General features: G+C 38.0%; 16 protein-coding genes and 1 pseudogene. 8 read left to right on the top strand and 9 right to left on the bottom strand.

The features are described 5' to 3' along the window. The first annotated feature begins 18 nt into the window (after positions 1-18). The gene (locus tag H5975_RS05415; RefSeq protein ID WP_204785201.1) at positions 19-585 is read left to right on the top strand and encodes an NADPH-dependent F420 reductase; all 567 of its coding nucleotides are present in this window, start codon (positions 19-21) and stop codon (positions 583-585) included. 130 nt (positions 586-715) lie between these two features. On the opposite strand, the gene H5975_RS05410 is transcribed toward H5975_RS05415, so the two are convergent. The 5 genes from H5975_RS05410 to H5975_RS05390 form a co-directional block, all read right to left on the bottom strand. Next, on the bottom strand, positions 716-1,603 hold the full coding sequence (locus tag H5975_RS05410) for a 3-hydroxyacyl-CoA dehydrogenase (RefSeq protein WP_204785200.1): 888 nt from the start codon (positions 1,601-1,603) through the stop codon (positions 716-718). 140 nt (positions 1,604-1,743) lie between these two features. Further along, the gene (locus H5975_RS05405; RefSeq protein WP_204785199.1) at positions 1,744-2,706 is read right to left on the bottom strand and encodes an Lreu_0056 family protein; all 963 of its coding nucleotides are present in this window, start codon (positions 2,704-2,706) and stop codon (positions 1,744-1,746) included. Positions 2,707-2,874: 168 nt separating this feature from the next. After that, positions 2,875-3,456 carry a DUF4767 domain-containing protein gene (locus H5975_RS05400; RefSeq protein WP_204785198.1) on the bottom strand — a complete coding sequence of 194 codons (582 nt, stop codon included), beginning with the start codon at positions 3,454-3,456 and terminating at the stop codon, positions 2,875-2,877. 84 nt (positions 3,457-3,540) lie between these two features. Further along, positions 3,541-4,239, bottom strand: coding sequence for a M48 family metalloprotease (locus H5975_RS05395; protein ID WP_204785197.1), 699 nt, complete (start codon positions 4,237-4,239; stop codon positions 3,541-3,543). Between the two features lie 96 nt (positions 4,240-4,335). Continuing rightward, positions 4,336-4,563, bottom strand: a complete 228-nt coding sequence (locus H5975_RS05390; RefSeq protein WP_204785196.1) for a hypothetical protein — start codon at positions 4,561-4,563, stop codon at positions 4,336-4,338. Positions 4,564-4,763: 200 nt separating this feature from the next. Here H5975_RS05390 and H5975_RS05385 point away from each other — a divergent pair, with 200 nt between their 5' ends. The 3 genes from H5975_RS05385 (at position 4,764) to H5975_RS05375 (ending at position 6,887) form a co-directional block, all read left to right on the top strand. Next, positions 4,764-5,345, top strand: a complete 582-nt coding sequence (locus H5975_RS05385; protein WP_204785195.1) for a hypothetical protein — start codon at positions 4,764-4,766, stop codon at positions 5,343-5,345. 10 nt (positions 5,346-5,355) lie between these two features. Beyond that, the gene (locus tag H5975_RS05380) at positions 5,356-6,018 is read left to right on the top strand and encodes a zinc ribbon domain-containing protein (RefSeq protein WP_204785194.1); all 663 of its coding nucleotides are present in this window, start codon (positions 5,356-5,358) and stop codon (positions 6,016-6,018) included. A 98-nt stretch (positions 6,019-6,116) separates the two neighbouring features. Beyond that, positions 6,117-6,887: a sulfite exporter TauE/SafE family protein gene (locus tag H5975_RS05375; RefSeq protein ID WP_239459626.1), complete on the top strand. Its 771-nt coding sequence runs from the start codon at positions 6,117-6,119 to the stop codon at positions 6,885-6,887. A gap of 966 nt (positions 6,888-7,853) precedes the next feature. On the opposite strand, the pseudogene H5975_RS05370 reads toward H5975_RS05375, so the two are convergent. From H5975_RS05370 to H5975_RS05355, 4 genes and pseudogenes are all read right to left on the bottom strand, one after another. After that, positions 7,854-9,611 (bottom strand): annotated as a pseudogene (locus H5975_RS05370) (DUF2075 domain-containing protein). A 26-nt stretch (positions 9,612-9,637) separates the two neighbouring features. Continuing rightward, a complete protein-coding gene (locus tag H5975_RS05365) occupies positions 9,638-10,189 on the bottom strand; it encodes a hypothetical protein (protein ID WP_204785193.1) in 552 nt (183 codons plus the stop codon). Positions 10,190-10,289: 100 nt separating this feature from the next. After that, positions 10,290-10,943, bottom strand: a complete 654-nt coding sequence (locus tag H5975_RS05360; protein ID WP_204785192.1) for an antibiotic biosynthesis monooxygenase — start codon at positions 10,941-10,943, stop codon at positions 10,290-10,292. A gap of 104 nt (positions 10,944-11,047) precedes the next feature. After that, complete coding sequence (locus H5975_RS05355; protein WP_204785191.1) at positions 11,048-11,791, bottom strand: hypothetical protein; 744 nt, start codon at positions 11,789-11,791, stop codon at positions 11,048-11,050. A 312-nt stretch (positions 11,792-12,103) separates the two neighbouring features. Between H5975_RS05355 and H5975_RS05350 the strand changes: the two genes are divergently transcribed. Genes H5975_RS05350 through H5975_RS05335 form a run of 4 tightly spaced genes read left to right on the top strand, consistent with a single transcriptional unit; the run spans position 12,104 to position 13,743 of the window. Next, complete coding sequence (locus tag H5975_RS05350; RefSeq protein ID WP_204785190.1) at positions 12,104-12,559, top strand: hypothetical protein; 456 nt, start codon at positions 12,104-12,106, stop codon at positions 12,557-12,559. Positions 12,560-12,564: 5 nt separating this feature from the next. Next, positions 12,565-12,684: a hypothetical protein gene (locus tag H5975_RS09260; RefSeq protein ID WP_369681384.1), complete on the top strand. Its 120-nt coding sequence runs from the start codon at positions 12,565-12,567 to the stop codon at positions 12,682-12,684. Positions 12,685-12,707: 23 nt separating this feature from the next. Beyond that, complete coding sequence (locus tag H5975_RS05340) at positions 12,708-13,199, top strand: GNAT family N-acetyltransferase (RefSeq protein ID WP_204785189.1); 492 nt, start codon at positions 12,708-12,710, stop codon at positions 13,197-13,199. A gap of 16 nt (positions 13,200-13,215) precedes the next feature. Next, a complete protein-coding gene (locus H5975_RS05335) occupies positions 13,216-13,743 on the top strand; it encodes a biotin transporter BioY (RefSeq protein WP_204785188.1) in 528 nt (175 codons plus the stop codon). The last annotated feature ends 299 nt before the right edge of the window (positions 13,744-14,042 follow it).

Genomic DNA, 14,042 nt, shown 5'->3' with positions numbered 1-14,042 from the left:
GCTAGGAGGCAATTACAAATGGAAATCACTATTTTTGGTAAAGGTAATATGGCAAAGGCAATTGGTCACAACTTAGAAATGGGCAATGACGTTTCCTATTATGGGTCACACGATACTGTTCAACAATTCGGTGACTTGGTAATCATGGCGGTTCCGTACCCTGCTTTAGAAAAGATTGCTCAACAATACCAACAAGAATTATCAGGTAAGGTCGTGGTTGACATTACCAACCCACTCAACTTTGATACCTGGGATGAATTGGTAGTTCCTGCAGATAGTTCAGCTGCTCAACAACTACAAGCCGATTTGCCAAACAGTAAAGTATTAAAGGCATTCAACACTAACTTTGCAGCAACTTTGATGAGTGGCAAAGTTGGCAATAATGTTACAGCTGTCCTTGTTGCTGGGGATGACCAAGATGCCAAAAATGTACTTAAAGATGCCTTATCCAAGAGTCCATTAAAGGTAATGGATGCTGGGAAGCTAAGCCGCGCCCGTGAATTGGAATCAGTTGGCTTTATGCAGATGACCCTTGCCGCCAGCAAGCAAATTGGTTGGGATGGTGGTTTTGGAATTAATGAGTAATTCCACTGCAGATATTTCAGCCAAGTTCTATTAATATTTATATCCTACTTAAAACAAGTCCCCCGATAATTAATATCGAGAGACTTGTTTTTTTATGACAATGTACGATCACAGTGATCAGATTTTGACATTACTTCCAGAATTCAGGATCCTTGTATTCTGGGTTTGGATAATGGTAGAACCCTTGACCTGATTCAACACCAGTGTGCCCTTCATCAATCATGGCCTTTAAGTTATCGCCAATCTTTTTAGCCAGTGGATCCTTCGTCTTTTGGTATTGATTTTCAACGATTTCATAAGCAGTTCGCAGACCAACAACATCCAAGATCATGAATGGTCCCATTGGTGAACCGTTAGACAGCATCCAGTCCTTGTCAATCGTGTGTGGGTCAGCAACACCACGAGCCCAAAGTGATTGAGCAGCATTTAATAATGGAATCAGAAGCGCGTTCATAACATAGCCAGGGTTTTCCTTCTTCAGAACAATTGGCACCATGTCGATAGAACGCGTGAATTTAACAACCGCATCGATAACGTCCTTTGAAGTTTCTGGAGTACCAACGATTTCAGTTACGTTATGCAACCAAATATGGTTAGCGTAGTGCATGTGCAAGAAGCGTTCTGGATAGTTAGTAAACTTAACTAACTGACTTGGCATGAATGTTGAAGAGTTACTTGCAACGATAGTGTGATCTGGTAAGGCTTCATTTAATTCTTCAAAAAATGCCTTTTTGATTTCAACAGATTCCGAAACGGCTTCAATGACCAAATCAGCGTCAGATACCATTGATGGTAGATCATTGCTGACCTCAACAATGTTATCCATTGCATTTTCATAATCTTCAGCAGTCTTATCCATATCTTTCATAAACTGGCCTTTGATATTGGCTAAGCGCTTTTCAGCCCGGTCAACATGCCGATTCCAAATCTTAACTTGATAACCAAAACGAGCAGCTTGAAAGGCAATTTGACTACCGAGAACCCCTGCACCAGCAATTACAACGTTTTTAATTTCCATGCGATTTACCTCCTAAAAATAAGTAACATAGTAATTTTATTATACTATGAATTCGCTTTCAAAAGTAACATATTCCTTCTTTTACCATAAACAAAGCTCGCAAAGAGGATTGCACCATCCTTTGCGAGCTGTTTCTTTCTTTATTGTTTTAACTTACTTACGTAGCCGTTCACTTCGGCCCTCTTGCTGGCATTTGAGTAATAATCATTTTCAAGGCGCTTTAGACTAACCGTTCTGGATTCAAAATGACCGTCTGCCACTGATTCATCGCCTTCTGTCGTCCATTGCTTAATGGTGACGTTATCGCCATTGCGTTTGAAGTAAATGTAGCTTTCTGGATCACCATTAGAAGTAACGTAACTGTATCCGTTCACTTCACCACTATTGTCACTATTAGCACCATAATGCATATCGCCACTGTTAAGATATTCCTTAAACCAGTTTGGATTTTGCAAAAGTGCTACCAAAACACCAACCGTTTTATCATCAACAGAACTCGATTGAGAATTACTATTAGACGAGCTTGATTGTGATTTAGTACTGGATCCACTACCGTTAGCAATCCGTGCAAAGTTACTAGATACATCCGCATTCTTAGTTGGTGTCCAGTTAGCAGTGCCGTTTGTACTTTGGTCAACTAGTGCGACTGGTTGTCCATCATGGAATGCGAAGGCGTATGTAATATGACCAGCGGCACCGCCTGGACGGTCGTAGTTATACAGAGCAACAACATTGTAATCGTAGGAACCTTTACCAGAAGGTGCCCATCCCATTGAATCATGGGTTCCATTCACAGTAGTTTGATCAAAATCACTCGGATAATGCATCCCAGATTTAGTTCTAATGTCAGTGTGACCATCATATTTAGTATAAGACTGGCCCATCGTTGGTGCCCACTGATTGATAAAATCTGATAACTGTTGATCCTTGGACTTATCCCATAATTGTGAAGACTGTATGGACGAGTTCTTTCCCGTTGTTTGCGTCGTCGAATTAGACTGCGATTGCATACTATGATTAGTTGGTGAACTTTTGCCACAACCAGCTAGCATTAACGACAACATAGCAACCGATCCAATTAGATATAGCGATTTATGTTTCATAATATCCTCCAAAATAATTTTCCGGAATTTATTATACGCTCATTGTGAGAGATGTTAATAAAGAGGTTATTAGAACATGGCATTCCTTTAATTAATTCCCTCCTACTATAAATTCAAAAAGCGGACTGATTCCGATACTTAATCGGAGTCAATCCGTTTTTTAGTTTGCTATTTATTATTTGCAATCCGTTCAAAGTTACTTGCAACGTCTGCGTTCTTCGTTGGTGTCCAATCTGGGGTACCGTTAGTGCTTTGATCCACTAAAGCAACTGGTTGGCCATCATGGAATGCAAAGGCATATGTAATGTGAGTAGCAGCATTGCCTGGCCGATCATAGTTATAAAGTGCCACCACGTTATAATCATAGGATCCCTTACCTGATGGTGCCCAACCAATTGAGTCATTTGAACCATTAACCGTGGTTTGACCTAAATCACTTGGGTAGTGTATTCCGGACTTTGTTCTCAAATCGTTTTGACCATCATACTTTGTATATGATTGTCCCATTGTGGGCGCCCACTTGTTAATGAATTCAGATAATTGTTGGTCCTTCGAATCATTCCACAATTCTGAAGATTGTTTGGAATCAGATTGATTATTAGATTGACTTGATTGGCTCACTGTTTTAGTAGTTGAACTACTTGACTGTGTTTGCGTACTGTGATTAGTTGGCGAACTTTTTCCACATCCTGCTAACATCAAAGACAACACAGCAACCGAACCGATTAAATATAAAGATTTACGTTTCATAATATCCTCCACCAATAATATTACAAATTTTATTATACTCTTATTAATGGAAAAGTTAACTGAGTCACCCTTTAACAGTTACCACTATACTTCTTTTAATCGTTCGATTCGATCCTTGGTGCTAGGATGGTTATCCAACAGATGGGTCTTAGTATCCACTAAATATAGGTTACTGAATTTTGGGGATAATTCTGAATCTATTTTTCCAGATTGCTGAGCAACCCAGTCATCAATTTTATATAAGGATTGAATCAGTCCATTTGGGTTCTGATTAACCTTGGCTGACATAGCATCCGCATCATATTCCCTCGTCCGCGACATCGCAAACTTTAACAATATCGCACATAGTTTACCTATATAACCAGCAATCACAACAACCAACCCCATAATGCTAAAACAGCCAACCACTGCTTTGGATTGCCAACCATGTTCATCATCGCTATCAGCGATAAATAATAGGCCGAATCTTACTAAGGCCCATCCCATAATAACAACAAAGGACAGTCCTGATACAAATAATGCGAACCGCATGGTAGTTTGGGAATCTTCAGCCGCAATGTGTGCTAATTCATGACCCATCACACCGGATAATTCTTCACGGTTCAACATATCTAACAATGGTCTGGTGATGGCCACGCCAGAACGATCAGGGTTACCCGTAGCAAATGCATTGGGCTCCTGGGTGCCTTCAACGATAAATGTTGCCGGCTTCTTCATTCCATAAGCTAGTGCCAATTCAGTTACAACGTTGTCAAACATCTTAACCTTAGGATCTGCTGACATTAACTGGTCATCCACCTGCGTAGCATGACTGGCATCCATCACAGCAGAAATGGGATTATTTAAAATATTGCGAGTCCAAATTAAAATTACTATCCACTAAACAACAAAAACAAACGCAAAGAACTTAAACATTCCTGGGGTCATCGTTGTCATAAATGCTTGTCCAAAAGTTACTTCGTCGTCAGTATTCCCCCATACGAAGAAACAATAAATCACCAAAAAAACTATTAACAATACAACTGGCAACAGACAATTTATAAGTCTGGTCCTCCGGTGATTACTTTCATGTTGAGCATAAAAGTTAAATTGGCTCTTATTGTTCAAAACATTTCCTCCCAATTTCAATATTATATTCATTAAACAACACAAAAGATTCATTTATCAATCCTTATTTGATCGTAATGAGTCTCTAGCCAATTGGAGTGTATTAGCAATCATCAATTTATAGTATAATAATTCCTGTTTGACTGCTATTGGGATTATTATTTCTCCCTGTCGAAATATGTTATTGAGGAGTTTTTAAATTGAAAAGAATTAAATGGGTACTGATTGCCGGAGTTGTTTTATGCATCTTTATTGGTGCTTATTTTGCGGGAAAAATGTTCAGCACCTCACCTGTTCAATCAACCCAAAATAGACGCAATAATACTGTGCAATCGAGTTCCCAAACAAACTCATCTAGTGAAAGTTCAAGATCATCAGACAGTTTAGACTATAACACCATCACACCAATGCAAACTGCAGCCGCCATCGCTTATTATGGTGACCATGATGTTCACAAAGGAGTTTGGAAAGGACTCTTCTCTTCTTATAGCGATCTGGAGATCTACCAAGAAGACAATGCCGACCATTTAAAAGTTAAGGGTCGTGGTAATTCCTGGATCCTGCGTCCTAGTAATATGAACGGTGGTGCTATGGCAATTTATACTGTTGGGTCTGATGGTGAAGTTGCTTTCTATAATGCTAACACCAGAAACGAAGACAAAGATAAGGATCCGGTTGCCACTGATAACCTTCGTGACATCATCTCTGACATTAATAACAAGGGTGCTGCTGGTCAAATAAAGGATAAGGCTCAACACATTCATTTACAAAGCAAGGATTAAGGAGTACAACATGAAAATTTGCCCAAAATGTGGTTATAAGAATAAAGCGGATGCTAACTTTTGTGGAAATTGTCAAGCACCACTGAATAACGTTCCCATCACCAGCAATCATCATTCCAAATTAATTATGATCCTAATTGGAATTATTGTTATCTTAATCGCTATCCTATTGTTTATGATGGGGATGAGAAGTAACAATAGTTCCAACCATCAACAGGCTACCCAATCGTCTAGCAGAATTAGCAATAACCATTCTTCTGCTTCTTCGCAATCATCAAGCCAGGCACCTCAGGAAAAGTTTTCTGATGAAGAATATGAATTAATGGCTTTCCTGAAACTTACTGACGATAACTCTGATAGTAACGATCAAAGTAACGAAATGCTTCAAAACTTAGTGAACCTAGATCCAAATGAAAAAGATAACGCAGTAGTATGGCATCCTATTACCAATGGTCGTCGAATTGGATTCGGTGCCCATACAACGGAACTACAAGTTGATGGAGATCATGTTAATGTTACTTATGATGAAATTGAAGGTGACCACATGGGAGAAGGAAACGGTCATAAGACATATTCCAAAGCAGAACTGGCTCGAGAATTTGAGCTTCAAAAAGATGATATTGATAAGGCCCTAGCTAATCTGGAAGCCTCTGATAATGCAAAAAATTATTAAGGTTGGCAAGATAGTTATAAATAAAACGGTTGATGTTCTTAGAACATTAATTCTAAGAATAGTGGTTTTCATATACAAATTAGAAAGGAAAATCGTCGTTGTTTAATCTACATTTAATTGGAATTATTATTTATGTTATTCTTGGTGGAATTGTGGCTGGTGTCTTGTCCTCCGCCGCATCATTCGCATCACTTGCATCATACCCACTACTTCTTAGTCTAGGGATACCACCGGTTTATGCCAACGTTACAAATGATGCAGCCCTAATCTGGAACAGTCTTGGTGCTATCCTTTCATCCGGTCGAGAACTCCATGGTCACTGGAAACAAGTCAGCTACTACGCCATCTTCACAGTAGTTGGTTCCATAATTGGCTGTTTTCTCCTCTTATCGTTTCCTGCAAAGGTATTTGAGAAGGTTGTCCCCTTTTTTATCCTCCTTGCTGGCACAATGATTATTATTTCGGGTCGAAAAAAGGCACTAACCCAAGAAATCCCATCGTCATGGAAAAAATTATTTTTCATGTTTATGCTAATTCTGGTTGGGATTTACGCAGGTTATTTTGGTGCCGCAAGTGGGGTTGTTATCCTTGTCTTGCTAACTTACCTGAATAGCAGTAATTTTCTAGTAACTAATGCAATCAAAAATGCGGTTTGTGGACTAACAAATTTAACGGCCCTAATAATTTATTCATTTACTTCCCACATTTACTGGCTTTACGCAAATCCATTAGCGATTGGCATGTTCATTGGCGGATATCTAGGACCAATTATTGTCCGTAATGTCCCAGAGAAAGCAATCAGGTGGGTCATCGCCATCTTATCAATAATTCAAGCTGGAATTTACTTTTATCAGGCATATTTTGTATAAATGTAAATCTGAAATATTAGTAGAACCTCCTACTTAATGGCACTAATTGAAACTGAGACATAGGTCAGGTAAAAATTATTAAATATAAACATTACAATACAGTAATAGGGTCTAGTGCTCGGCAATCGAACGCTAGACCCTATTACTGTTTTTTCAGATTAGTCACACACCATCGTTAAAAAATCCGATTAAATGCTTATCTTTAACACCTAACTTCGACATAATTGGGTAGACATTTTAATTAAGTTAGGTAATATTTATCTGAAAACGATGTGAAGTTAAGATATGCCCACATTTATTGTGAGCGTATTTAATTATCGCATTATGGTTCTTTACCATATCAGCGTTGGCTTACACTAGCACACCCTTTGATATTTTGATACTTTTTTGTATTAGGTTTAGCAATCATCGTGACGTTCCTATCCTATGATGAAAGCTTCACCAGATTGATTAATTCTAAAAAGCCATCTAATAATCATCCTTTGTGGCAAGCTTTCATGCGAGACTAAATTATTCGGAGATGACGCTAACAATTGTTATGATAATAATCTGCTTACTGTTGGTCTTGTGTGTGATTCGCCTAATATGCCTTTTGCAGACTTGCCATTGAAAATTACATTCTTAAAAAATGAAATTGCTACCCCCTGTCAATTTTCCATGGATATTCTTAATTTTAGTCATCATTTTCCTTATTGATGGTATCCTTGGAAAAATTTCTGAAAAACGTTGGGTGCATCGAAAGTTAAAAGATGGTAGTTTGAAAAGTAAATGATCAACAAAAATGTAAATAGAAAAAAGCTCTCCATATGAAAGAGAGCCACGCAATAATTAATTAGGTATCTTAAAAAGTTCTAATATGCAGATTGACTCCGATATTCAGTCGGAATCAGTCTGCTTTTTGTTTCTCATCCACTCTTCTATATACCTCATATTATGATAAATTTAAAAGCAACTATTTTTGTATTGCTAAATTCGACGAATTGCTTCCTTTAAAGCAGCTTGGAGCTGCGGATCTACTGCATGTAGATATAAGCCATGAATTCCTACAGTCAATAGAACATTGAGTTCATTCCTTAGCAGTTGTTCACCAAAACTCTTCTTAGAATTATCATGCATCGTACGATTTTGAATAGCGTTTTTATTTGAACTAGCTGAAGGGTCAAAAATAATTTTACCATCCCGATATTTTACGGATGGACCAATTTCAACACCAGCGTAATTTAAATCTGAGCCTTGGATTGTGAATGTTGACCCAATCTCGTTAATAGTATGTGGTTGTTCAGCCCAAGACAAATCTGAATACTTAATTCCATTAATTTGACGCTTATCTTCTTTGTTAGGTTTAATTTGTAAATTCCAAGGCATATGTCAATTGCCTTCTCTAACTTCCCAAAGTTCTCCATTCTTTTTCTTAGAACTTGAATATGGCCAATCAAAAGTTGCTAACATTCGACTAATTCCATTAGTTTCGTCTTTTGTAGCTTTCTTTTGAATTGCTGATTACATTTCGGCCGGATCATCAAACACTCGTAAATCATAACTATTATCCAATGGAGCTGTTGTTATTTCTTGATTATCGATCAAATTTCTCAACCAATTAATCATGGCTTGCGAAGCATCAATTCGCATTTGATTTTTTAAAGTTACCCGATAATCCACGTAGTTATCAATTAACTTATGATCATCTTTCTCAATAATTTGACTTAGTCTAAGAACTTGATGTTCATCGTAGACTGCAATTACTACTTTGGCCCTTTTAATAATATCTAATAATTCATTAGTTCCGTGTTTATGATAAGCTTGGCTTCTCTGAGTTAACAACAAATGCGCTTCATCAATAAAAGCAATATAAACGGGTTTATCTGGTGAGCATTTATCAATAAACGTTGGAACTTTGATAACTTCAGCATTATCACCAAGGTCTAATTTGGAAGCAATTTGTTTGTAAACTTTTTCCTGTTGAGGATGATTAACCATCATTGCAACTGATAATGAATGATGATCTTTTTTTGCTAAGTCATAAAAAATATTGCTCATTAAAACAGTTTTACCAGCACCAGCTTCACCTTGAACTAAGATTAATTGGTTTTCTTTTCCCGTACTTAATGATTTATCTACAATATTTAAAATCTCGTCTTTTGCGTGTATTTGATTACGGGTTAATTTATGGAACGGAGAAACTTTAAATAAGGCTGACTCCTCAATAATTCTTTGAAGTGGAAATAAATCAGGCATCGATCGATGAAGTTTCCGCCAAATCTTATTAAAAATCGGTACCATTTCTTCAGAAGTATAATAATCGTTTTGCGCATTTTCACGACGATTATTCAAATGACTAACCACATTTACACCTGCAAGATAATGCATCATCCGATTTTCAATATCTAAAGTCAAAGATTTATTAAAATGCTGATGACCAATAATAAACATCAAAGCGTCATTATTTTCGCGCAATTGTTCCCAGTCTTCACGATTTTGGGGATCAGCATCTAAATGCTGTAATGTTCTTCTTTGAATATCATTTGTTTCACCTACATATACCGTGTAATTAACTCTTTTTGACCCATTGGGCTCATTAATAATGTAGACTGTCGGATAGTTAATTAATAAATTTTGCTTCTCCTCATCCGCAATATTCGATGAAATGTTCTCATCTAATTTAGTTGCATTGTTTCTATTATATTTTGTTTCAAAAATAATTGGACTTCCAATTTCTTTACTCATTAATAACCTCTCACCTTTTTATTCTCTTATTTTCTACTCCCTAACCGCGCTTTTCTCTTCGCAATCTTCACGAGTCTGTTTCGGTTAAACCGTTGCATCACAATAAAGGGTAGTTCAATCAAGCTTGCCACTACCGAAGTAATGATAAACACTGCTGGATCGCCAAACCACCAAATTAATATGACAGGCAGATAACTGAAAACCATCATTAGCTCATGATCCAATTCAGCACAACACATCGTTTGAATAATCTCTTCAACGCTATGTTTATGCACATCATACTTGTCCGGATCATAGGTGGGTAAATGTTTCTTCCACTGTTTCACTTTCAAGCAATGGTATAACTTTATCTCACCAGGACGAACACTAAACCAGCCATGATCATAAGAGAACCGTTTTGGAAAAAAACGTTCAACAACATTTCCAATCAATAATCGCATTCCTAGTTGATAGAATACTAATCCCAACGTAATAACTAATGCTAATAAATTTGCGCTTGGCAACAGGCACTGAATAATAATTACCACAATGCACGAAATGCCACACCAAAATGTTATCAACTTCATTAAACGATCCATGATTTCATATCTCCGTTAGCCATAATTACAATTAATATCATATCCCATCTCAACCAAAAAAGGCCAAGTTATTTCTAACTTGACCCATCGTAATTGAATTTTAGTAGTGCCCTTGATTAATTAATACCTGGCCGTCCAATTGTTCTAACTCTCGTTCTTCAAACAATGGCGTCAATTCATCCAGCACTTGATGGAAGCCATCCGAATTAACGTATTTCTTAAAGGTATCATCATTTTGGAAAACCTGGAAGGTCATCCACTTATTCGGCTGATCCTTAACGTGTGACACGTAACAAACCAGTATTTCAGTTTCCGCCTTCATTGCCTTTTTCAAGTAAGGAATCAGAATCTGCTTGAACTGATCTTGTTTGCCATCCTTCACGGTAAAACGCACAACATTAACCCACAGCCGATTATCAGTCGTGGTATTCAATGAAACATCTTGTTCACCTAAAAATTCCGGTACCAGTTCAACCCGACTCACATCCGTTGCACCTTCAGAAACTACCCGTTGGAAATCCTTCGATTGTTGTGACTGAACGTGCTTGTCATACGCCCTTTGGTCCTCGTATAACTCGAAGAGGAGGTTTTCCCCAGCATCGTTCATCGTGTTATACATGCCCAAAGTTCCACTTTCAATGGTCGATGAAGTCACCATATTCCGTTTACCAACTTCGTTAAAGCTACTCCGGAATTCGTCTTTAACCTTCATTTGATACATGTTAAAAACAACTGAATTATCAATAATTTTCATAATACCATCAATGCCCTCATAATGTTCTCTTTTGCCGAAAGCGTTTCATGTTGCGTATATTATAGCAAAGACCAGTGAGTAATTAAAAGCACTACATATGTTAATTATCGTTTCCAAGTATCAAATAAAATATCCAGAAGTCTTCTCATTTCCTGATCACCCATCCGTTCTCCATACAGACTTTCATAAAGGTTGTTTAGGACGTAACTGTAGACGTGGCGCTTGATTTCGTAAGCTTTTTTCGTCAGTTCTGAGTGAAGAAAGTACTCATTAACCAGGCAATTACACTCTTCTTCCATCCCATACCGCAACAATTTTTCACGTAATTCTAACAAATGCATATGTGAAATTTCATCCGCCTGTGCCAGTATCTTCTGAAATTTGTTAGCGTATGCCGGGAGCATCACATTTATAGCGAATTTGCTGGTCTCAAACATCAACATCATCCCCTGTTGCAGCTCAGAATAGTAGTGCATCTTCATCGGCTTTGCCATGTAATACACCACTTCAGCATTATTAGTCCCCATGGATGGCACTAACCGATTTCTTCCCGCCACGTAAGACTTAATCGGGTTACGTTCCCCGAGCATCTCATAGTACGGAATATTACAGCGCGCATAACAGTGGTTAGTGTGAGAAAAATCGCGCAGGACCTGCTTAATAGAGCGGTTAATCACTAACCGATATCCATTATTTAACAGAATAAAAGTCTTGTACTCTTGATACTTCGTCAGTAATAGGAAGTTATTCCAGGTGAGTTGATAATGATCTACCTGCTCAATTCTTCCCGTTTTTAATTGTTCAATGGTGGCAAATGTTGGCGTTTCGTAAAACGGACTGTCTGTCATCAATAAACCTCCTGATTTATGGTTTCACAAGGGCCGGCCTTCTTGCTGGAAAATAATTTACGGGAATCCGTTTTCTCTGTCAATACCTTTTTGTTTGAACTTCACTAAGCAGCTGCTCAGCAAGTTTCACTTTTGTGAAGTGTTGAGATAAAGTGTGCGATTCTGATTCAGTTTAATCAGCAATATTCATTTTTGACTCCAAATAGCTAATTTTTGACTTACTTTGCCATGATTTTGCAAATCGTATTTCCCATTTGATTTGGCTTAAGATCATGCTTACCGGGCCCGAGTAATCATTTGGAGGTTCTCAATATGAATCAAGAATTAAATTACTATTTAACAATTGTCAGTCAAAATGTCGAATATCAACGAATTATTTATGGTGTCTTAAAACGATTACATATCTACCCTTATCATCCGTACCGTGCTGACTATGAACAAGAAGCGCATTTAATCATGTCTTTAGCACTGCAAGATTTTCATGAACATAATCATAAGTGTACAGATGCAAATAAAGTTGGCTTGTTCTTGTACCAGCGCTTGTACTGGCGTTTATTAGACAGACTGCGTGCTGAACAAATTCAACGAAACCATATTCAATTTTCAATCGATCAGATAAATGATGATCATCATGACGAAGAAATGCCAAATATGTTCTCAAAAATTTTTCATGACCAGTCAGTCGACCGCCAATTTTGTCACTGTGAAATTAATCATTTTTCCAGCAGTTACTACCGCTCCTCACCAACCAGCAACGGCGGTACTTAGAATTGGTGTACCTTGATTATTCGCCAGCGGAAATTGCAGAGCGCCTGCACATCTCCCAACAGGCCGTCTCTAATTTGCGCCGACGCGTGATTAAATGTGGACGCGCACTCTTAAATGAAGGATAATAATTAGCATGAGGAGGTGTAGCATGGGATATCAAATAAGAATGGCAACCATTGACGACTTGGCACAAATCGTTGAGATCTTTAACCAGGCCATTCCTCTGGGAGTGAACGATGACACCGCCCTATTAGAGGTGGTCGATCGCCAAGAATGGTTTCAGCAATTTGACGATACCCATCCACTTTGGGTGATGGTCGATCGCCAGCAAATTATTGCCTGGTGCGGATTAGAATATTTTTACCCGCACCCTGCCTATGTTCATTCAGCTGAAATTGCTGTCTACGTTCGGAGCGAATGCCAGGGCCAACACCTTGGACGTAATTTCCTCCAATTTGTCGATCAACAAATTACAAAGCACTTGGCAATTAAAACAGTGATTGCCTATATCTATGCTGAAAACACCCCTAGCCAACACCTTTTTAAAGCGTGCGGATATTCGCAATGGGGACACCTCCCTAAGATATCGCACATTAAAGGTCAATTTCGTGATTTATTAGTATTTGGTAAAAACTTTTAATGAAATGAGGATTGCTATGAAAACACGTCGAATCGCGCGAGATGGAATTATGCTCGCCATGCTCATCATCTGTTCGCAACTGTCGATTCCTTTACCAATGGTTCCACTTACGATGCAAACATTCGCCGTCGGGTTAGTGGCCACGATGCTTCCGGTTGGTGAAACTCTCTTGATCATCTCTACTTACCTAATCATCGGGATTGCTGGCATTCCAGTTTTTGCCAACTACACAGGTGGGATCGCAATTATTAACAGTCCCATGGGTGGGTATTTAATTGGCTTTCTAGTTTATGGACTTCTAACTAGTGGGTACCTGAAACTCACTAAGTTCTCATCCCTGCATCTAATCATCGCTAACGTGATTGGGGCCAGCGCCCAGCTCCTCATTGGGAGTTTATGGTTAATGTACTTTAACCACCTTCATCTTGGCAGCGCCCTTCTCATTGGTTTTGTAGCATTCATAGTGCCAGGCATTATCAAAATCGGCTTGATCTGGGCAGTAGCAAAGCAACTGAATGCCATTCAAATCTTTCAGCGTGCTTAAATCATCAGCACATATGTAAATTTGGACATGGTTGCAAAAATATTTTGCAGTCATGTCTTTTTTTGATTTATCACCTGTGCTCTTAAATTTCAAAATATCCTAATATGAAACATTCACTGAACACTTTATAATTAAATTCGAAGAGACTATATTAATCAAAACTTTTAAAAATTTTCGGTACTGTTTTTAATCTATTTACTGAAAGTATCAAAATAGTGTCTTTTTTCTAAACGTATATTGTAATATTTAAGTTAAAAGTTAAATAAGTGGACAAGAAAACCCATAAAGGTCTTTAATGG

The organism is Limosilactobacillus coleohominis (genome assembly GCF_016901675.1).
GTDB classification, from domain to species: domain Bacteria; phylum Bacillota; class Bacilli; order Lactobacillales; family Lactobacillaceae; genus Limosilactobacillus; species Limosilactobacillus intestinavium.
Note: the sequence above shows the minus strand (reverse complement) of the source record. Positions and strands in the feature narration are given on the sequence as shown.